Source organism: Streptococcus sp. SPS1 (genome assembly GCF_030439915.1).
Lineage (GTDB): Bacteria > Bacillota > Bacilli > Lactobacillales > Streptococcaceae > Streptococcus.
This window is the reverse complement of the sequence record NZ_JAQFJG010000003.1, coordinates 132,522-153,305: the sequence shown is the minus strand read 5'-3', so window position 1 is coordinate 153,305 and position 20,784 is coordinate 132,522. Positions and strand designations below refer to the sequence as shown.

Below are 20,784 nucleotides of genomic sequence, written 5' to 3'. Positions count from 1 at the left end.
TTGTATATGTATTAAGTTTAGAAAATAAATAATCAAAAGAAACTAAGTTTTCTCTAAATCGTTCTAAGAAAGAGTGAGTAATATGAACAAAAACTCAGTAAAATTTGGATTAGCAAGCGCATGCTTAACTTCTGCTATCTTATTTGGGGTGCATACAGTTGAAGCTTCTGACCAATCTTCAAACATTCAACAAAACGAGTTTGATAGTTATGGCAAGGCTTTAACTACGTATAAGGCAGAAACAACAAAATATGAATTAGATAAGAAAGCATATGAAGCAGAACTTAAAGCCTACAATGAAAGTGTGGCTAAATATGAAGCGGACAAGGTTGAGTACGATAAGGCGAAGGCTGAATATGACAAAGCGTTAGTTGCAAACAAAGAGACACTTACAAAATACGAAAGTGACCTTTCGGAATACAATAAACAAAAAGCTGAGGCGGACAAGGTAAAAGCTGAATACGAAAAACTTAAAGCTGAGTGGGATGCTAAAAAAGCACAATATGAAAAAGATAAAGCGACCTATGACAAAGCTCAAACTGACTATAATATGGCCAAAGCTGATTATGACGCTAAACTCGCAACATACAATACAAAACTTGCAGAATACAATAAACAAGTTAAATCTAATGAAGCTGCTGATAAAATTGAAAACGATAAACGTAGAGCAGAATATAACGAAAAATTGAAAAAATTCGAAGAAGAATCGAAGAAACCAGGTCGTTTTGCAAGCGAAGAAAAAAACTATTTGATTTTCGTTAAAGAACCAAATGCTAAAATCAGCATAGAAGTTAAAGATACTGGTGATACTGGTGCTTTAGCAATGTTGAAATATACTCAGAAAGACGGAAGTTTTTGGAAACTAAATCATAAAAAGTTGAGTAGCGACCAATTATCAGATGAAGCATTAGCAAAAAATAATTTGACAGATAAGATCATCAAACGATGGGATGAAACAGTAACAGGTTATCGAGAATACGGCAAAGACCCACATATCACCACATATCCTGTCATTGCCAAAAAAGATAGACCGTTTACCGTGACTTACACAAACTTAGAGAACACCACATACGATAAGAAAAAAGTCACACGTATTGATTATGAATACACTGTCTTAGAGACTGGTAGTTCTGTTGATACAATGCAAATTTCTCCTGCCTACGATCCAACTATTTCAGTATCAATCTATGGTGATTTCAGAAAACATGGATATAGTACAAGAGTTCGTATGAAACCAACTCTATATCTTGAAGATGGAACGAAAGTGATTCCAACGAAAGAAAAACCAGTTATGTTTGCAGTGAGTTCTATGAATACAGGATGGCATGGTTATAGTGACAATTCGTATTATTTCGCAGACAATAAGGATATGTTTAAGGAATTCTATGGGAAATCAGGAGTTTATGACGAATACTTAAATGACGAATTTAAGAAACTGTATAACGTAGATCTCGAAACAGCATCAAAACCCGGCGGATTATTGAGTGACCCTTCCAAACGTCAAGAGTGGAATACAAAAAAAGCAGAATTGAAAACAGCATACGTAAAAGATGAAGAAGAGTACAAAAAAGATGGTTTCAAAAAAGTCAAAGATTATATGACTAACAAATATGGATCCAATGTGAATACATGGCCTAGTACCTATCGTGAAATTGTGTATGCTATTCATAATGCTTCATTTATCAAATTGAATGAATCTTTTGTCTATAAACATGATGATGGATTTTATGCCGATAAAACATTAGATGAAATTAACAGTGGAAACCCGGTATGGGATAACCAAGAATCACCTTACAAATACAAAGGTGCAGGTGTTATAAAAGTGACAGAAGATGGCTTCTATTTGGAATTTGGTGCAACCGTCCCATTCACTCAATTATTCGGAATCAACACGGCTATCGTTGACGAATATATTGATGTGAAACCGAAACTAGAATTGATTGAAACACCAAAACCAACGCCACCAACTCCACCGATTGAACCAAAACAACCAGAACTTAAAGAACCAACACCATTAGGAGTTGCTCCAAAAGAACCAAACAAGTTCGATAAAGAAAAACCAGTGAAACCTGACTTGAAAGAACCAAAAGCTCCAACCCCACCGGTTAAGCCTGACTTGAAAGAACCAACGCCACCAACGAGACCAGTGGAGCCACCAAAAGTGGAGAAACCAGTAAAACCTGTTGAACCACCAAAAGTGGAGACACCAGTAAAACCAGTGGAATCGCCAAAAGTGGAGAAACCAACAGAACCGGTTGAGCCACCAAAAATGGTGAAACCAACAAAACAAGTTAAGCCACCAAAAGAGGAAAAACCAACATTGCCACGTACGGGGAGTGCGTCGGACATGAGTATGACTGTGGTTGGGTTATTAACAACTTTAGCATCATTCTTTGTGTTTACTAAACGTAAAGATGAAAGTAACAAATAGTTATCAAGGTTTTGTCGAAAAGATTTAAGCAGAAGGCAAAAGTTCACTTTTAAAATATCAAAAAAACGAGTATATCCGTAATTGGAGATACTCGTTTTCTTATGCCATAAGCTGTCAGATATTTGTTGTAAACCTATTATTTATTTTTCCCTCATAATGGTACATAAATGGAGATTTTTAGGCATATTTTTGGTATAATAATACCCATGAAAGAGCAAGTAAATGAATAGTAGGTGGAGATGGAAAAGTATTTATCGGTAACAACTTTGACCAAGTATCTGAAAATGAAATTCGATAAAGACCCTTACTTGGAACGGGTCTATTTAACTGGTCAAGTTTCCAACTTTCGTAAACGACCTACTCACCAATATTTCTCCCTAAAAGATGACCATGCAGTTATTCAAGCGACCATCTGGTCTGGGATTTATCAGAAATTAGGCTTCGACCTGGAAGAAGGGATGAAGATCAATGTGATTGGGCGCGTACAGGTCTACGAACCAAGTGGTAGCTACTCCATCATCATAGAAAAGGCTGAGCCTGATGGGGTTGGGGCGCTTGCGATTCAGTTTGAGCAACTCAAGAAAAAATTGACAGAAGAAGGCCTGTTTCAAGAACGCTTCAAGCAACCTCTGCCCCAATTTGCTAAGCGAATCGGTGTAGTAACCAGTCGCAGTGGAGCCGTTATTCGAGATATTATCACGACAGTCAGCAGGCGATTTCCAGGTGTAGATATCCTTCTCTATCCGACTAAGGTTCAAGGAGATGGAGCAGCAGAGGAAATTGCTCGAAATATTGCGCGTGCCAATCAACGTGACGATTTGGATTTGCTGATTATTGGTCGTGGGGGTGGTTCTATCGAGGATCTCTGGGCCTTTAACGAAGAAATTGTGGTACGAGCTATTTTTGAGTCTCGTTTACCAGTTATCTCTAGTGTGGGGCATGAGACGGATGTGACCTTGGCAGATTTTGTGGCAGATCGACGCGCTGCAACGCCAACAGCGGCGGCTGAACTGGCAACACCTGTGACCAAGTTGGATCTATTAGCTCATTTGCAAAATCAGGAAAAACGGATGGCAACGGCAGTCCGAAATATCCTATCTAAGAAACAAGAAGCTTTGAAAAAATGCAGTCAGTCTGTTATCTTTAGACAGCCAGAGCGTTTGTATGATGGCTATATGCAACGCTTGGATCAACTGCAACTGCGCTTAAAACAAAGTTTACGAACACGGATTTCTGATAACAAGCAATTGGTCCAAGCAAGGACGCATCGACTGGTTCAATTATCACCTGTTACTAAAATCCAACGTTATCAAGATCGTCTAGGTCAGTTGGACAAGCTTCTCCGCAGCCAAATGGCTTTGGTTTATGATGCCAAGGTTGCTGAGGTCAAGCGACTTTCAGAAGCCTTGTTGATGTTGGATACCAGTCGAATCGTGGCGCGTGGTTATGCTATTGTCAAAAAAGAAGAGTCCGTTGTAGATTCGGTTGAGAGTTTGAAGAAAAAAGACCAAGTGACGCTTTTGATGCGAGATGGTCGAGTAGAATTAGAGGTTAAAGATGTCAAAACAAAAGAAATTTGAGGAAAATCTAGCAGAGCTGGAGACCATTGTCCAAAGTTTGGAGAATGGTGAAATTGCTCTGGAAGATGCGATTGCTGCCTTTCAAAAGGGCATGGTCTTGTCAAAAGAGCTCCAAGCGACGCTGGACAAGGCTGAAAAGACCTTGGTCAAGGTTATGCAAGAAGACGGAACAGAAAGTGATTTTGAATGAAGACGCAAGAAAAATTAGCTCTTGTCGAGTCAGTCCTGGAAGATTTTTATGGAGACCAGCAGTTTGCCTTTAGTTTGCGAGAGTCTGTTCTCTATTCCATTCATGCTGGTGGCAAGCGTATTCGGCCTTTTCTTCTGTTAGAAGTTCTGGAAGTCTTGCAGGTGGCTATTAAACCAGCACATGCACAGGTGGCTGCGGCCTTGGAAATGATTCATACAGGGAGTTTGATTCATGATGATCTTCCTGCCATGGATGATGATGATTACCGTCGAGGGCGTTTGACCAACCATAAGAAATTCGGTGAAGCTATGGCTATTTTGGCTGGAGATGCTTTGTTCCTAGATCCCTATGCCTTGATAGCGCAGGCAGATTTGCCAAGTCAGATTAAGGTGGACTTGATTGCCAACTTATCTCTTGCTTCAGGAAGTCTAGGCATGGTAGCAGGGCAAGTTTTGGATATGGAGGGCGAACATCAGCATTTGTCTTTGGAAGAACTTCAGACCATTCATGCTAATAAGACTGGGAAATTACTAGCCTATCCTTTCCAAGCGGCTGCTATTATAGCCGAATTGGAACCTGAAATGCAGGTGAAGCTGAAAATTGTTGGTGAATTGATTGGGCTTGCTTTTCAAGTTAGAGATGATGTGCTAGATGTGACAGCTAGTTTTGAAGAAATTGGCAAGACACCACAAAAGGATCTGCAGGCAGAAAAGTCAACCTATCCTGCCTTGTTGGGCTTGGAAGAGGCTATTGCCTTTTGTAACCAGACTTTGGATCAAGCTAATGCCAAATTAGAAGAAATTGCCCAGCAGGTTCCCTTTGAAACAGAGTCGATTGTAAAAGTAGTAGAAAGTTTGAGAATCAATGGCTAAGGAAAGAGTGGATGTACTAGCTTATAAACAGGGCTTGTTTGAAACGCGAGAACAGGCCAAGCGTGGTGTGATGGCTGGACTAGTCGTAGCAGTTCTGAATGGAGAACGGTTTGATAAACCAGGAGAGAAAATCCCAGATGACACCGAGCTGAAACTCAAGGGGGAGAAACTCAAGTATGTTAGCCGTGGTGGTTTAAAACTGGAAAAGGCCTTGCAGGTCTTTGATTTGACAGTAGAAGGGGCAACAACGATTGATATTGGTGCTTCTACTGGAGGTTTTACCGATGTCATGTTGCAAAATGGTGCTGAGTTGGTCTTCGCAGTCGATGTTGGTACCAATCAGTTGGCTTGGAAACTACGCCAGGACCCGCGAGTTGTCAGTATGGAGCAGTTCAATTTCCGCTATGCTGAAAAGACTGATTTCGAGCAGGAACCGAGCTTTGCCAGCATTGACGTGAGTTTCATTTCCCTCAGTCTGATTCTTCCGGCCTTGCATCGAGTCTTGGCAGCTCAAGGTCAGGTTGTGGCTTTGGTTAAGCCCCAGTTTGAGGCAGGACGTGAGCAGATTGGGAAAAATGGAATCATTCGCGATGCCAAGGTTCATCAACATGTCCTTGAATCTGTCACAGCTATGGCAGTAGAGGAAGGCTTTTCAGTCCTTGGTTTGGACTTTTCTCCCATCCAAGGTGGACATGGAAATATTGAGTTTTTAGCATATTTGAAAAAAGAAGAGTCAGCAAGCAATCAGGTTCTTGCTGATATTGAAGAAGTAGTAGAGAGGGCGCATAGTCAATTTAAAAATGAATAAAAAAGAGAGACTTGAAAAAATTAGACGATTTGTGACAGATTATCAAATCGGTACGCAAGAAGAAATCGTAGAACATTTGAAAGAAGCAGGTATCACTGCTACTCAGGCAACGGTATCCCGAGATATCAAAGAACTAGGTATTGTCAAAATTCCTTTGAGAGACAACACCTATGTCTACGAATTGCCAAAATCAATCGTAAAAAGTTTGCAACTGGCTGAAGATAATATCGAATCGGCTCAATTGATGGATAAGATGATCAATCTCCAAGTGATTCCAGGAAATACGGCTTTTGTAAAAGCTCAGTTAACCGAGACTTTTGCGGACAAGATTTTCAGCTGTTTGGCTGATGATAGCTCAATTTTAGTCATTGCCAGAAGTGAAAGTCTAGCTGAGGAAATCTTTGAACAAGTAAAAAATTGGTAGGTCTATATGTTACTTGAAATTTCGATAAAAAACTTTGCCATTATTGAGGCTATTTCCCTCAATTTTGAAAAGGGGATGACTGTTCTGACTGGTGAAACGGGTGCAGGGAAGTCGATTATCATTGATGCCATGAATATGATGTTGGGAGCTCGTGCGACGACAGATGTTATTCGTCATGGTGCGCCAAAGGCAGAGATTGAGGGGCTTTTCTCGGTTGAGAATAGTCGACTTTTACAGGAAATTTTTGATGAGCAAGGTTTAGAATTGGGTGATGAAATTATCATTCGTCGGGAAATCTTGCAAAATGGTCGGAGTATCAGCCGTGTCAATGGCCAGATGGTTAATCTGTCTGTTTTGCGTGCTATTGGACAACATCTTGTGGATATACATGGTCAGCATGACCAAGAGGAGTTAATGCGTCCTCAACTTCATATCCAGATGTTGGATGAATTTGGCGATGCAGCTTTTTGGAACTTGAAAGAAACCTATCAGACGAGTTTTGATGCTTATCGGAAAATGCGCAAGCAGGTTCTGGAAGTCAAGAAAAACCAACAAGAACATAAGGCACGTATCGAAATGTTGGAATTTCAAATGGCAGAGATTGAGTCAGCAAACTTGCAGGCTGGAGAAGATTTGGCTCTCAATCAAGAGCGAGATAAACTGCTCAACCATAAAAATATTGCGGATACACTGACCAATGCCTACAGTATGTTGGACAATGAAGACTTTTCAAGTCTGGCCAATGTTCGTTCAGCTATGAATGATATGGAAAGTGTCGAAGAGTATGACCCTGAATACCGTGAAATTTCAAGCTCTCTGTCTGAGACTTATTATGTCTTAGAAGACATTAGCAAGCGTCTGGAAGCTATTATTGAGGATCTTGATTTTGACGGCAATCGTCTCATGCAGGTTGAGAATCGTTTGGATCTCCTTCATACTATTACCCGTAAGTATGGTGGGACTGTAGACGATGTCTTGCTTTATTTTGCCAAGATTACAGAAGAGTACAATCTCTTGACAGGCAATAACCTTTCATCTGAGGACATGGAAGCAGAGCTCAAGAAATTAGAAGTCAATCTTGTTGATTTGGCAGGTCAGCTTGCATCTGCTCGTCATGACTTGGCTCAGCAGCTAGAAGCAGAGATTAAACAAGAACTGCAAGACCTCTTTATGGAAAAAGCCCAGTTTCAGGTTCGTTTTAGCAAGGGCAAATTCAGCCGTGAGGGCAATGAAATGGTCGAATTTTACATTTCAACCAACCCTGGCGAAGACTTTAAACCCTTGGTTAAGGTTGCATCTGGTGGGGAATTGTCTCGTCTCATGCTAGCCATTAAGTCTGCCTTTTCACGTAAAGAAGGAAAGACCAGCATTGTCTTTGATGAGGTGGATACAGGAGTTTCAGGCCGTGTAGCTCAGGCTATTGCACAGAAGATTCACAAGATTGGCCAGCATGGGCAGGTTCTAGCTATTTCCCATTTACCACAAGTGATTGCGATTGCGGATTATCAATTCTTTATTGAGAAGATTAGTAATGACCATTCAACGGTTTCGACTGTTCGTCTCTTGACGGTTGAAGAGCGAGTGGAAGAAGTTGCTAAGATGTTGGCAGGTGATGATGTGACGGAAGCAGCCCTGACGCAAGCCAGAGAATTGTTGAGAAACAGGGAGAAATAAGATGACAGACTATTATGTAATTGGAGATGTTCACGGAAAAGCTGGGGTGCTGGAAGACCTTCTCAAAACGTGGGATGGTCAGACCCAGTTGCTCTTTCTAGGGGATTTGATTGACCGTGGTGAAGATAGTCGCCGTGTCCTAGAGATGGTTAAGGACTTGGTCGATAATCAAGGGGCTATCTGTTTGTCAGGAAATCACGAGTATATGTTTTTGACTTGGCTCGATGACCCAGAAGAAAGCTATGACCATTATCGTCGCAATGGTGGAGATACAACCATTAACTCTATCCTAGGTCGTCCCTTGGATGCACCAGTTGATGGAGTTGAGGATGCCAAGCGTGTTGCTACTGAAGCGGCAGACTTGGTCGAATTTATTCGTCAAATGCCGTTTGTGGTAGAGACAGATAAGTATATCTTTGTGCACGCAGGTATTGATTTGATCTTGGACGACTGGCATGAAACTACAGATTACAAGAAAGTATGGCTTAGAAAACCATTCCACGAAGCAGAAAATCATACTGGGAAAACTATTGTCTTTGGTCATACACCGGTCTATGGTTTGTTGAAGCAAGAACGCGGTACAGCTGAGCTTTGGATGACGGAAGATGGCAAGATTGGAATGGATGGAGGAGCTGTTTATGGTGGTGTCCTTCATGGGATTGTCTTTACAGACCAAGGGATGACAGAACACCACTTTATCGAAAATGACGGCTTTGTCGCTGAAGATTAGTACTCCTAGCAGGGTATGGTCTTGTCAAAATGTCAAAAACAATTTATAATAAATAGATACCCTGAAAGGAAGAGAATCATGAACTTAGAAGAATTGAAAAAACGACAGGAGAAGATCCGTAACTTCTCTATTATCGCCCATATTGACCATGGAAAGTCGACTCTAGCAGACCGCATTTTGGAAAAGACAGAGACAGTATCCAGTCGTGAAATGCAGGCCCAACTTTTGGATAGTATGGATTTAGAGCGGGAACGTGGGATTACCATTAAGTTGAATGCCATCGAGCTGAATTATACTGCAAAAGATGGGGAAACTTATATTTTCCACTTGATTGACACACCAGGACACGTAGACTTCACCTATGAAGTTTCACGTTCGCTAGCTGCCTGTGAGGGAGCGATTTTGGTGGTCGATGCTGCCCAAGGGATTGAGGCTCAAACCCTTGCCAATGTTTATCTGGCTTTGGATAATGATTTGGAAATCATGCCAGTCATTAACAAAATTGACCTACCAGCTGCAGATCCTGAGCGCGTGCGTACGGAGATTGAAGATGTCATTGGTTTGGATGCCAGTGAAGCAGTTTTAGCATCTGCCAAGGCTGGTATCGGTATTGAAGAAATCCTCGAGCAAATCGTAGAAAAAGTACCAGCACCAACGGGTGATGTGACGGCGCCACTTAAGGCCTTGATTTTCGACTCTGTTTACGATGCCTACCGTGGGGTTATTCTCCAAGTGCGTGTCATGGATGGGGTGGTCAAACCTGGTGATAAGATTCAGCTCATGAGTAATGGCAAGACCTTTGATGTGACCGAAGTCGGTATTTTTACTCCGAAAGCAGTTGGTCGTGATTTCCTTGCGACTGGTGACGTTGGTTATATTGCGGCTTCTATTAAGACGGTTCAGGATACGCGTGTGGGTGATACCGTTACCTTGGCAACCAATCCTGCGGCAGAGCCATTACATGGTTACAAGCAGATGAATCCGATGGTCTTTGCGGGTCTCTATCCAATTGAATCAAACAAGTACAATGACCTTCGTGAAGCCCTTGAAAAATTGCAACTGAATGATGCTAGTCTTCAGTTTGAACCAGAAACATCTCAGGCACTTGGATTTGGTTTCCGTTGTGGATTCCTTGGACTTCTCCATATGGATGTTATCCAAGAACGTTTAGAGCGTGAGTTCAATATCGACCTCATCATGACAGCTCCGTCTGTTATCTATAAGGTTAATTTGACCGACGGTGAGTCTATGGATGTGTCCAACCCGTCTGAGTTCCCAGACCCAACCAAGATTGCGACCATTGAAGAGCCATATGTTAAAGCGCAAATCATGGTACCGCAAGAGTTTGTTGGAGCAGTGATGGAGCTAGCTCAGCGCAAGCGTGGGGACTTTGTGACTATGGACTATATTGACGATAACCGTGTTAATGTCATCTATCAAATTCCACTTGCTGAAATCGTCTTCGACTTCTTTGATAAACTCAAGTCTTCGACACGTGGTTATGCAAGTTTTGACTACGAATTGTCAGAATATCGCCCATCTAAGCTGGTCAAAATGGACATCCTTCTCAATGGAGACAAGGTGGATGCCCTCAGCTTTATCGTTCACAAGGACTTTGCCTACGAGCGTGGGAAACTCATCGTTGATAAGCTCAAGAAAATTATCCCTCGCCAACAATTTGAGGTGCCAATTCAAGCAGCTATTGGACACAATATTGTGGCTCGTACTGATATCAAGGCCCTTCGTAAGAACGTACTTGCTAAATGTTATGGTGGTGACGTTTCTCGTAAGCGTAAACTCCTTGAAAAACAAAAAGCTGGTAAGAAGCGTATGAAAGCCATCGGATCAGTAGAAGTTCCTCAAGAAGCCTTCCTCAGCGTCTTGAGCATGGATGAAGAATAAGTTGTCATAATTGCTTTTCCTTGTTCATAGGAAATTTATATAAGAATCAATAGTAAAGCAGGCTTAAATGGTCTGCTTTTTTAGTTTTTATACTCTTCGAAACTCTCTTCAAACCACGTCAGCGTCGCCTTGACGTATGTATGGTTACTGACTTCGTCAGTTTCATCTACAACCTCAAAACTGTGTTTTGAGCAACCTGCGGCTAGCTTCCTAGTTTGCTCTTTGATTTTCATTGAGTATTAGAACAGAAAAATGCTTGGAGTATTTGTTTGTGTGTTTATTTTTATATAACAAACTATAAACACAACAAAAATATAAAAAAAGAGACAAAAATCAACAGAAAACTATTGACAACGATTTCATATAGTGTTATACTTATGGCATAAAGTTAATGGAAAGAAGGGAAAACCTTATGGGATTAGATCATTTCTTTGACAAAAACCTTGTGTTTTGCTTAGAAGCGGATAATCAAGAACATCTCTTTGATCAGGTTGCAACTTTATTGGAAGAACGAGAAATCGTAACTCCGACCTATCGTGAAGCCTTGATCACGCGTGAAAAGTCATTTCCAACTGGCTTAGATATGGAATTTTTGGGTAAGGATTTGCCGAATGTGGCTATTCCTCACACAGATATTGTTCATAATCTGGCTGAAAAAGTTGTGGTCGTTCGATTAGAGAAACCGGTGACCTTCCACAATATGATTGCGCCGGATAAGGAAGTAGAAGTATCCTTACTCTTCTTTATCATCAATAACTCGAGTTCAAGTCAAACCAACATTCTTGCTCAGTTGATGGACTTCTTCACAGGAAATGGTCATCTTGAAGACCTATCAAAAATTTCTGAACCAGAAGCCCTCTATGCTTATATCGCTGAAGCAATCGCTTAATCTTGTCTATTAAAAATATTAAATCGGAGGAGATCCATATGATTAAAATTCTTGCTGCCTGCGGTGCAGGTGTTAACTCAAGCCACCAAATTAAAAGTGCTCTTGAAGAAGAACTTTCAAACCGTGGCTACGATGTTCACTGTGATGCAGTTATGGTCAAAGACGTTAACGAAGACCTTATCAAAGGTTATGACATCTTCACACCAATTGCTGCGACAGACCTTGGTTTTGACCCAGGTATTCCAGTTATCGAAGCTGGACCAATCTTATTCCGTATCCCAGCTATGAGTGCTCCAGTATATGATAATATTGAAGCAGCTATCAAAGAACACGGGTTAAGCTAATTTTAATTTGTTAACATTCATATAACATAAAAAAGGGAGGAACTGTTATGGATGCAATCTTTGACCTAATCAAAGAGGTCTTTACACCCGTCTTAGATATGGGTGGACCTGTCATCATGTTAATCATTTTGACAGTATTGGCTTTACTTTTTGGAGTGAAATTCTCCAAAGCGCTTGAAGGTGGTATCAAACTTGCCATCGCTCTTACAGGTATCGGTGCCATCATCGGTATGCTAAACACTGCTTTCTCAGCATCACTAGCAAAATTCGTTGAAAACACTGGTATCCAATTGAGTATTACTGACGTTGGTTGGGCACCACTTGCTACAATCACTTGGGGTTCTGCTTGGACACTTTACTTCTTGCTCATCATGTTGATTGTCAACATAGTGATGCTTGCAATGAAGAAAACAGATACACTTGACGTTGATATCTTTGATATCTGGCACTTGTCTATCACAGGTCTTTTGATTAAATGGTATGCTGACAACAATGGTGTGAGTCAAGGGGTTTCACTCTTTATTGCTACAGCAGCTATCGTGCTTGTTGGTGTGTTGAAAATTATCAACTCTGACTTGATGAAACCTACATTTGATGATCTTCTTAACGCTCCAAGTTCATCACCAATGACATCAACTCACATGAACTACATGATGAACCCAGTTATCATGGTTTTGGATAAGATTTTTGAAAAATTCTTCCCAGGTCTTGATAAATATGACTTTGACGCTGCTAAATTGAACAAGAAAATCGGTTTCTGGGGATCTAAATTCTTTATCGGTTTCATTCTTGGTATTGTAATCGGTATTATGGGAACTCCACATCCAATTGCAGGAGTTGAAGATGCAGATAAATGGCGTCTTGTTATCAGAGGATGGTTGTCTCTTGGTTTGACTGCCGGTGTATCTTTGGAACTCTTCTCACTTATCGGTTCATGGTTCATCGCTGCCGTAGAACCACTATCACAAGGTATTACGAACGTTGCTACTAAACGTCTTCAAGGACGTAAATTCAACATCGGTCTTGACTGGCCATTCATCGCTGGTCGTGCTGAAATCTGGGCTTGTGCTAACGTACTTGCACCAATCATGTTGATTGAAGCTGTGCTTCTTTCAAAAGTTGGAAATGGTATCTTGCCACTTGCAGGTATCATTGCTATGGGTGTTACTCCAGCTCTCTTGGTTGTAACTCGTGGTAAATTGCTCCGTATGATCATCTTCGGAACACTCTTGTTGCCACTCTTCCTTCTTTCAGGTACACTTATTGCACCATTTGCAACAGAACTTGCTAAAGGTGTAGGTGCTTTCCCAGCAGGTGTGAGCGAAACTCAATTGATCACTCACTCAACTCTTGAAGGACCAATCGAAAAACTTCTTGGTTGGACAATTGGTAACACTACAACTGGTGATATCAAAGCAATCCTTGGTGCTGTAGTCTTCCTTGTATTCTATATCGGTATCTTTGCTTGGTACAGAAAACAAATGATCAAACGTAACGAAGAGTACGCAGCAAAAGCAAAATAATGCGCTCCTATAAAATGTAAATTGTTGAAACTAGGTTGTCATACCGTTTAGGAGTGACAGCCTAGTTTTTTATAAACTATCAAGAAATCGGAGAAAATAATGGTAATTGAATTAAAATCAGAACAATTAAGAGTTCAATTTAACAGTTTTGGTGGGGCTCTTTCTTCTATAAAAGATGCTGAGGGACTGGAGTATTTGTGGCAAGGAGATGCTACTTATTGGAGTGGACAAGCTCCTGTTCTCTTTCCTATTTGTGGTTCACTGAGAGAGGATACAGCACTTTATATAGATGATAATGGACAAGAAAGTAAAGGAAAGATTCCTCGTCATGGTTTGGTTCGCAAGAAAGAATTTGAATTAGTTGAACAGACAGATAAGAGTGTAACTTTTGCAATTGAAGACGATGAGAATAGCTATCAAAACTATCCTTATCATTTTCGCCTAGAAATCACTTATAGCCTTACTGGCAAGACAGTACGGACTCAATACAAAATAATTAATAAAGAAACTAGCAAGGTCATGCCTTACTTTATTGGTGGACATCCAGGATTTAATTGTCCTCTACTGGATGATGAAGTCTACGAAGATTACTATATAGAGTTTGAGAAAGAAGAGACTTGCTCTGTTCCACGTCCTTTCCCAGACACGGGTCTGCTGGATTTTCAAGATAGAAGTCCATGGCTAGATGGTCAAAAAGAATTAGACCTCAGCTATGATCTTTTCAGCACAGATGCAGTGACTTTGGATGAATTGCAATCTCGAACAATTGCCCTTCGTTCTCGTAAACATGATAAGGGATTGAAAGTGCACTTTGCAGAGTTTCCAAACCTCATCATCTGGTCAACTTTGAACAAGGGGCCTTTCATTGCCTTTGAGCCATGGTCTGGCTTGTCAACATCCCTTGAAGAAGGAGATCATTTAGAAGATAAGAAGAATGTTCGTCTCTTAGAAGCCAATCAGGTTGAAGAAATAGGGTTTGAGATAGAAGTTTTATAAAAAAGTAAAAAATAAATAACAAAAACAAACACAAACTGTTGACTTTTTCAAACAATAGTAGTATATTATGTTTGTGAGGACTAATTGACTGTTTTTTAAAGACAGCCAATACACTGCTGGAATCCAGCATAGAAAAAATAAAAAGGAGTATACAATATGTCTATTGTTATCGGTGCAGATGCTGCAGGTTTGAGATTGAAAGAAGTTGTGAAAGACTTCTTAGAAAAAGAAAATTTCCACGTTGTGGATGTTACAGCTGAAGGTCAAGACTTTGTTGATGTGACTCTCGCTGTTGCTGCAGAAGTAAACAAAGAAGAACAAAACCTTGGTATCGTGATTGATGCTTACGGTGCTGGTCCATTTATGGTTGCAACAAAAATCAAAGGAATGGTTGCTGCAGAAGTATCTGACGAACGTTCAGCTTATATGACTCGTGGCCACAACAACTCACGTATGATCACTATGGGTGCACAACTTGTTGGTGATGAATTGGCTAAAAACATCGCTAAAGGATTTGTTAACGGTAAATACGATGGTGGACGTCACCAAATTCGTGTCGACATGTTGAACAAAATGTGCTAAGTAGATTACAGTAAGAAAGGTAAGATAAAAATGAGAATTGCAATTGGATGTGACCACATCGTAACAGATGAAAAAATGGCGGTTTCAGAATTTTTGAAATCAAAAGGATATGAAGTCATTGACTTTGGTACATATGACCATACACGTACTCACTACCCAATCTTTGGTAAAAAAGTAGGGGAAGCTGTAACTAGTGGTCAAGCTGATCTTGGAGTATGTATCTGTGGTACTGGTGTTGGTATCAACAACGCTGTAAATAAAGTTCCAGGTGTCCGTTCTGCCTTGGTTCGTGATATGACAACAGCCCTTTATGCTAAAGAACAATTGAACGCCAACGTTATCGGTTTTGGTGGTAAGATTACTGGTGAATTGCTCATGTGCGATATCATCGAAGCTTTCATCCATGCTGAATACAAACCAACTGAAGAAAACAAAAAATTGATTGCGAAAATTGAACACCTTGAAAGTCACAATGCTCAACAAACAGACGCAAACTTCTTCACTGAATTCCTTGAAAAATGGGATCGCGGAGAATACCACGACTAAGAGGTGACCTATGATTTTAACAGTCACAATGAACCCATCCATTGATATTTCCTATCCCTTGGATGAGTTGAAGATTGATACTGTCAATCGTGTGGTGGATGTAACCAAAACGGCTGGTGGTAAGGGACTCAATGTTACCCGAGTACTTTCAGAATTTGGGGATTCTGTTCTTGCTACTGGTTTAGTGGGTGGTAAACTTGGTGAGTTTTTGGTTGAACATATCGATGATCAAGTAAAGAAAGATTTCTTCTCAATTCAGGGAGAAACTCGTAACTGTATCGCTATTCTTCATGGAGATAACCAAACAGAAGTTCTTGAAAAAGGTCCTGAAGTATTGGAACAGGAAGGTCAAGACTTTTTGGAACATTTCAAAAATCTTCTGGAGTCAGTTGAAGTAGTAGCTATCTCAGGCAGTCTGCCAGCTGGTCTTCCAGTTGATTACTATGCGAGCTTGGTAGAAATTGCTAATCAAGTTGGCAAGCCTGTTGTCTTGGACTGCTCTGGTGCAGCACTTCAGGCGGTTCTTGAATCACCACATAAACCAACAGTCATCAAACCAAATAATGAGGAATTGTCCCAGCTTCTAGGAAGAGAAGTTTCTGAGGATTTGGATGAATTAAAAGAAGTACTTCAAGAACCTTTGTTTGCAGGGATTGAATGGATTATTGTTTCACTTGGTGCCAACGGTGCCTTTGCCAAACATGGTGACACTTTCTACAAGGTAGATATTCCTAGAATTCAGGTAGTCAACCCTGTCGGATCTGGAGATTCTACTGTGGCAGGAATTTCTTCAGGACTTCTTCATAAAGAATCGGATGCAGAATTACTCATCAAGGCAAATGTCCTTGGTATGCTCAATGCTCAAGAAAAAATGACTGGTCATGTCAACATGGCCAACTATCAAGCTCTATATGATCAATTAATAGTAAAAGAGGTATAAAATGGCTTTAACAGAACAAAAACGTGCACGCTTAGAAAAACTTTCTGATGAAAATGGTATCATCTCAGCTCTTGCATTTGACCAACGCGGTGCTTTGAAACGTCTCATGGCTCAACACCAAACAGAAGAACCAACTGTGGCTCAAATGGAAGAACTCAAAGTCTTGGTAGCAGATGAATTGACTAAATACGCTTCATCTATGCTTCTTGACCCTGAGTATGGACTTCCAGCAACTAAAGCTCTTGATGAAAAGGCTGGTCTTCTCCTTGCTTATGAAAAAACAGGTTATGACACAACAAGTACAAAACGTTTGCCAGACTGCTTGGATGTTTGGTCTGCAAAACGTATTAAAGAAGAAGGTGCAGATGCAGTTAAATTCTTGATTTACTATGATGTAGATAGCTCAGACGAACTCAACCAAGAAAAACAAGCTTACATCGAACGCATCGGTTCTGAATGTGTGGCTGAAGATATCCCATTCTTCCTTGAAATCCTTGCTTACGATGAAAAAATTGCGGACGCTGGTTCTGTAGAATATGCGAAAGTAAAACCACACAAAGTTATCGGTGCTATGAAAGTCTTCTCAGACCCACGCTTTAACATTGATGTCTTGAAAGTTGAAGTTCCTGTTAACATTAAATATGTTGAAGGCTTCGCTGAAGGTGAAGTAGTTTATACACGTGAAGAAGCAGCAGCCTTCTTCAAAGCACAAGATGAAGCAACTAACTTGCCATACATCTATTTGAGTGCTGGTGTATCAGCTAAACTCTTCCAAGATACTCTTGTATTTGCCCATGAATCAGGTGCAAACTTTAACGGAGTTCTTTGTGGCCGTGCAACATGGGCTGGATCAGTTGAAGCTTACATCAAAGATGGTGAAGCAGCAGCTCGCGAATGGCTTCGCACAACTGGTTTTGAAAACATTGACGAACTCAATAAAGTTCTTCAAACAACAGCGACTTCATGGAAAGAGCGCGTGTAAGAAAGTCCTCCTAGGTTAGGAACATGAATCTAAAAATTTTTAAAAAAGTTGTATGTAAAGGTTTACAAATTAACTTACTTGTGCTATACTTAAATCACAAGTTAATACAAGGTGAGTGTTACTAAGTAATATTAGGCATGATCACAGGTGAATTAGGAATCGGCTGATTTTCTAGTTCATTTGTGGTCATTTTTTATACTCATATACCTTTAAGACATAAAAGGAGGTTGACATGTATCGAATTCTAAATCCAATGAATCACAATGTCTCGCTTGTCAGAAATGATAAAGGAGAAGAAGTGATTGTGATTGGTAAGGGGATTGCATTTGGAAAGAAGAAGGGGGATTTGATTGCTGAACAGCAGGTTGAGAAAATCTTTCGGATGAAGACCGAAGAGTCCAGGGAAAACTTTATGGCTCTCCTCAAAGATGTTCCGCTTGATTTTATCACAGTGACCTATGAGATCATTGATAAGCTATCAAAGAAATATCATTATCCAATTCAAGAGTATCTCTACGTAACCTTGACAGATCATATTTACTGTTCTTACCAAGCTCTAGCACAAGGAAGATACAAGGATAGTAATCTGCCAGATATTTCCACTAAGTATCCTGTCGCTTTTCAAATCGCAAATGAAGCATTTGAAATTTACCGCCAGAAGTTAGCGGATCATTTTCCTGAGGACGAAATTATTCGGATTGCTTATCATTTCATTAATGCTGAAGGTGAAAATGAAGTGGAACTTGTGGAGTCGATTGATAAGAGGAAAGAAATTCTCAGGAATGTTGAGGAAGTTCTAAAGGAATATGCAATTCAACGAACCAAAGAGAATACCCATTTCTATGATCGCTTTATGATTCATCTGAATTATTTCTTGGATTATTTAGACAGATCTAGAGATGATAACCAATCACTTCTGGATATGGAAGAGCATATCAATCAATCCTATCCAAAAGCGTTCGAGATTGGCTCCAAGATCTATGATGTGATTACGCAACATACGGGTCTTGATTTGTATAAAAGTGAACGAGTTTATCTAGTTCTACATATCCAACGTTTATTGTCATAAAAATTTAATTAAAAATACATAAGGAGAATTCTATCATGAATAGAGAAGAAGTAACATTGTTAGGTTTTGAAATCGTAGCCTATGCAGGCGATGCTCGTTCAAAACTATTGGAAGCCTTGAAAGCTGCTGAAGCTGGTGATTTTGCAAAAGTGGATAGCTTAGTTGAGGAAGCTGGTTCTTGTATTGCTGAAGCTCACCACGCGCAAACAAGTCTATTGACTAAGGAAGCTTCAGGTGATGACTTAGCTTATAGTGTAACCATGATGCATGGCCAAGACCACTTGATGACAACTATTTTGTTAAAAGATTTGATGCACCATTTAATTGAACTGTACAAGAGAGGAGTTAAATAATGAATAAACTAATTACATTTATTGAGAAAGGAAAACCTTTCTTTGAGAAATTATCTCGTAATATCTATCTTCGTGCTATTCGTGATGGTTTCATTGCAGGTATGCCTGTTATTCTCTTCTCAAGTATTTTTATCTTGATTGCCTTTGTACCAAACTCATGGGGCTTTAAATGGTCTGATGAAGTAGTGGCTCTATTGATGAAACCTTATAGCTATTCTATGGGTATTCTCGCACTTTTGCTAGCTGGTACGACTGCTAAATCACTGACCGACTCAGTAAACCGGAGCATGGAGAAAACCAATCAAATCAACTATATGTCAACTCTGTTGGCAGCTATTGTTGGATTATTGATGTTGGCAGCTGATCCAATTGAAGGTGGCTTTGCAACAGGATTCCTCGGAACAAAAGGTTTGCTTTCAGCCTTCCTAGCAGCCTTTGTTACTGTAGCAATCTATAAGGTTTGTGTTAAGAACAATGTCACTATTCGCATGCCTGACGAAGTTCCACCAAATATCTCACAAGTCTTTAAAGATGTGATTCCATTCACTCTATCAGTGGTTTCTCTTTATGCTCTTGATTTACTAGCACGTCATTTTGTGGGTGCTAGTGTAGCAGAATCAATCGGTAAATTCTTTGCACCATTATTCTCTGCAGCTGATGGCTATCTTGGTATTACCATTATCTTTGGTGCCTTTGCCTTCTTCTGGTTTGTTGGTATTCATGGTCCATCTATCGTTGAACCTGCTATCGCAGCTATTACCTATGCAAATGCCGAAGTCAACTTGAACCTTCTCCAACAAGGTATGCACGCTGATAAGATTCTTACTTCTGGTACACAAATGTTTATCGTTACCATGGGTGGTACTGGTGCGACACTGGTTGTTCCATTCATGTTCATGTGGTTAACAAAATCAAAACGTAACCGTGCAATCGGTCGTGCTTCAGTAGTTCCAACTTTCTTTGGTGTAAATGAACCAATCTTGTTTGGTGCACCACTTGTTTTGAACCCAATCTTCTTTATCCCATTCATCTTTGCACCAATTGCAAACGTATGGATCTTTAAGTTCTTTATCGAAACACTTGGCATGAACTCATTTACTGCCAACCTTCCATGGGTTACTCCTGGACCTTTGGGGATTGTCCTTGGTACAAACTTCCAAGTTCTATCATTCATTCTTGCTGCCCTTCTAATCGTGGTTGACGTAGTCATTTACTATCCATTCCTTAAGGTCTATGATGAACAAATTCTTGAAGAAGAGCGTTCAGGTAAGTCTAATGATGAATTGAAAGAAAAAGTTGCTGCAAACTTCAACACTGCAAAAGCAGATGCTATTCTTGAAAAAGCGGGTGTAGAAGCAGCACAAAATACCATCACTGAAGAAACAAATGTCCTCGTTCTCTGTGCTGGTGGAGGTACAAGTGGACTTCTTGCAAATGCTTTGAATAAGGCAGCTGCAGAATACAATGTTCCTGTGAAAGCAGCAGCAGGTGGCTATGGTGCTCACCGTGAAATGTTACCAGAGTTTGATTTGGTTATCCTAGCCCCTCAAGTTGCTTCAAACTTTGAAGACATGAAAGCAGAAACAGATAAACTCGATATTAAACTTGCGAAAACAGAGGGAGCTCAATACATCAAATTAACTCGTGATGGAAAAGGTGCTCTTGCATTTGTACAAGCTCAATTCGATTAAGGCTAGGGACTCTGAAAAGTCTCCTATCGTTACGGAAATCGCTATGGCGAATTTCCTAATCGCCTTATTAATTCGTCGGTAAAAAGATATCGTTTTACCTCCTCATGTCACAATTCGATTAACGATAGGGACTCTGAAATAGTCTCCTATCGTTATGGAAATCGCTATGGCGAATTTCTTAATCGCCTTGTTAATTTGTCGGTAAAAAGATATCGTTTTTACCTCCTCATGTCACAATTCGGTGACTTGGTACAAGAA

21 protein-coding genes are annotated in these 20,784 nt (G+C 40.3%); 20 read left to right on the top strand and 1 reads right to left on the bottom strand.

Annotation, left to right across the window (positions count from 1 at the left end; genetic code table 11):
- The first annotated feature begins 82 nt into the window (after positions 1 to 82).
- The 9 genes from PCY12_RS03925 (at position 83) to lepA (ending at position 10,611) form a co-directional block, all read left to right on the top strand.
- Positions 83 to 2,431 carry a GbpC/Spa domain-containing protein gene (locus PCY12_RS03925; RefSeq protein ID WP_301351645.1) on the top strand — a complete coding sequence of 783 codons (2,349 nt, stop codon included), beginning with the start codon at positions 83 to 85 and terminating at the stop codon, positions 2,429 to 2,431.
- Positions 2,432 to 2,670: 239 nt separating this feature from the next.
- Entirely contained in the window at positions 2,671 to 4,011 is a 1,341-nt protein-coding gene (xseA, locus tag PCY12_RS03920) for an exodeoxyribonuclease VII large subunit (protein ID WP_173263067.1), read from the top strand.
- On the top strand, positions 3,989 to 4,201 hold the full coding sequence (locus tag PCY12_RS03915; RefSeq protein WP_000043226.1) for an exodeoxyribonuclease VII small subunit: 213 nt from the start codon (positions 3,989 to 3,991) through the stop codon (positions 4,199 to 4,201). The genes xseA and PCY12_RS03915 overlap by 23 nt, the downstream gene beginning before the upstream one ends.
- On the top strand, positions 4,198 to 5,073 hold the full coding sequence (locus PCY12_RS03910; RefSeq protein ID WP_301351644.1) for a polyprenyl synthetase family protein: 876 nt from the start codon (positions 4,198 to 4,200) through the stop codon (positions 5,071 to 5,073). Before PCY12_RS03915 ends, PCY12_RS03910 begins: the two co-directional genes overlap by 4 nt.
- Positions 5,066 to 5,881 carry a TlyA family RNA methyltransferase gene (locus tag PCY12_RS03905; RefSeq protein ID WP_301351642.1) on the top strand — a complete coding sequence of 272 codons (816 nt, stop codon included), beginning with the start codon at positions 5,066 to 5,068 and terminating at the stop codon, positions 5,879 to 5,881. The genes PCY12_RS03910 and PCY12_RS03905 overlap by 8 nt, the downstream gene beginning before the upstream one ends.
- On the top strand, positions 5,874 to 6,305 hold the full coding sequence (locus PCY12_RS03900; protein ID WP_050238300.1) for an arginine repressor: 432 nt from the start codon (positions 5,874 to 5,876) through the stop codon (positions 6,303 to 6,305). Before PCY12_RS03905 ends, PCY12_RS03900 begins: the two co-directional genes overlap by 8 nt.
- A 6-nt stretch (positions 6,306 to 6,311) precedes the next feature.
- Entirely contained in the window at positions 6,312 to 7,979 is a 1,668-nt protein-coding gene (gene recN, locus PCY12_RS03895; protein ID WP_301351640.1) for a DNA repair protein RecN, read from the top strand.
- 1 nt (position 7,980) lies between these two features.
- A complete protein-coding gene (locus tag PCY12_RS03890) occupies positions 7,981 to 8,709 on the top strand; it encodes a metallophosphoesterase family protein (protein ID WP_301351639.1) in 729 nt (242 codons plus the stop codon).
- Positions 8,710 to 8,787: 78 nt separating this feature from the next.
- Positions 8,788 to 10,611: a translation elongation factor 4 gene (lepA, locus tag PCY12_RS03885; RefSeq protein ID WP_301351637.1), complete on the top strand. Its 1,824-nt coding sequence runs from the start codon at positions 8,788 to 8,790 to the stop codon at positions 10,609 to 10,611.
- Positions 10,612 to 10,691: 80 nt separating this feature from the next.
- Here lepA and PCY12_RS03880 read toward each other — a convergent pair whose 3' ends face one another.
- On the bottom strand, positions 10,692 to 10,844 hold the full coding sequence (locus tag PCY12_RS03880) for a hypothetical protein (protein ID WP_301351635.1): 153 nt from the start codon (positions 10,842 to 10,844) through the stop codon (positions 10,692 to 10,694).
- Between the two features lie 179 nt (positions 10,845 to 11,023).
- Here PCY12_RS03880 and PCY12_RS03875 point away from each other — a divergent pair, with 179 nt between their 5' ends.
- The 11 genes from PCY12_RS03875 (at position 11,024) to PCY12_RS03825 (ending at position 20,526) form a co-directional block, all read left to right on the top strand.
- Positions 11,024 to 11,500 carry a PTS sugar transporter subunit IIA gene (locus PCY12_RS03875; protein WP_000521974.1) on the top strand — a complete coding sequence of 159 codons (477 nt, stop codon included), beginning with the start codon at positions 11,024 to 11,026 and terminating at the stop codon, positions 11,498 to 11,500.
- A gap of 38 nt (positions 11,501 to 11,538) precedes the next feature.
- The gene (locus tag PCY12_RS03870; protein WP_000590550.1) at positions 11,539 to 11,844 is read left to right on the top strand and encodes a PTS sugar transporter subunit IIB; all 306 of its coding nucleotides are present in this window, start codon (positions 11,539 to 11,541) and stop codon (positions 11,842 to 11,844) included.
- Positions 11,845 to 11,891: 47 nt separating this feature from the next.
- Positions 11,892 to 13,367 carry a PTS galactitol transporter subunit IIC gene (locus PCY12_RS03865; protein WP_301351633.1) on the top strand — a complete coding sequence of 492 codons (1,476 nt, stop codon included), beginning with the start codon at positions 11,892 to 11,894 and terminating at the stop codon, positions 13,365 to 13,367.
- Between the two features lie 99 nt (positions 13,368 to 13,466).
- Positions 13,467 to 14,363, top strand: a complete 897-nt coding sequence (locus PCY12_RS03860; RefSeq protein WP_301351632.1) for an aldose 1-epimerase family protein — start codon at positions 13,467 to 13,469, stop codon at positions 14,361 to 14,363.
- Positions 14,364 to 14,519: 156 nt separating this feature from the next.
- Entirely contained in the window at positions 14,520 to 14,945 is a 426-nt protein-coding gene (gene lacA / locus PCY12_RS03855; protein ID WP_000029277.1) for a galactose-6-phosphate isomerase subunit LacA, read from the top strand.
- A 30-nt stretch (positions 14,946 to 14,975) separates the two neighbouring features.
- Positions 14,976 to 15,491 (top strand): galactose-6-phosphate isomerase subunit LacB, encoded by a 516-nt coding sequence (gene lacB / locus PCY12_RS03850; RefSeq protein ID WP_001216916.1) that lies wholly within the window; start codon positions 14,976 to 14,978, stop codon positions 15,489 to 15,491.
- Positions 15,492 to 15,501: 10 nt separating this feature from the next.
- Positions 15,502 to 16,431, top strand: a complete 930-nt coding sequence (locus tag PCY12_RS03845) for a tagatose-6-phosphate kinase (protein ID WP_301351631.1) — start codon at positions 15,502 to 15,504, stop codon at positions 16,429 to 16,431.
- Between the two features lies 1 nt (position 16,432).
- Positions 16,433 to 17,413, top strand: a complete 981-nt coding sequence (lacD, locus tag PCY12_RS03840) for a tagatose-bisphosphate aldolase (protein WP_301351630.1) — start codon at positions 16,433 to 16,435, stop codon at positions 17,411 to 17,413.
- 232 nt (positions 17,414 to 17,645) lie between these two features.
- A complete protein-coding gene (locus tag PCY12_RS03835) occupies positions 17,646 to 18,482 on the top strand; it encodes a transcription antiterminator (RefSeq protein ID WP_301351629.1) in 837 nt (278 codons plus the stop codon).
- 35 nt (positions 18,483 to 18,517) lie between these two features.
- The gene (locus PCY12_RS03830; protein WP_262078539.1) at positions 18,518 to 18,835 is read left to right on the top strand and encodes a PTS lactose/cellobiose transporter subunit IIA; all 318 of its coding nucleotides are present in this window, start codon (positions 18,518 to 18,520) and stop codon (positions 18,833 to 18,835) included.
- Complete coding sequence (locus tag PCY12_RS03825; protein WP_301351628.1) at positions 18,835 to 20,526, top strand: lactose-specific PTS transporter subunit EIIC; 1,692 nt, start codon at positions 18,835 to 18,837, stop codon at positions 20,524 to 20,526. Before PCY12_RS03830 ends, PCY12_RS03825 begins: the two co-directional genes overlap by 1 nt.
- The last annotated feature ends 258 nt before the right edge of the window (positions 20,527 to 20,784 follow it).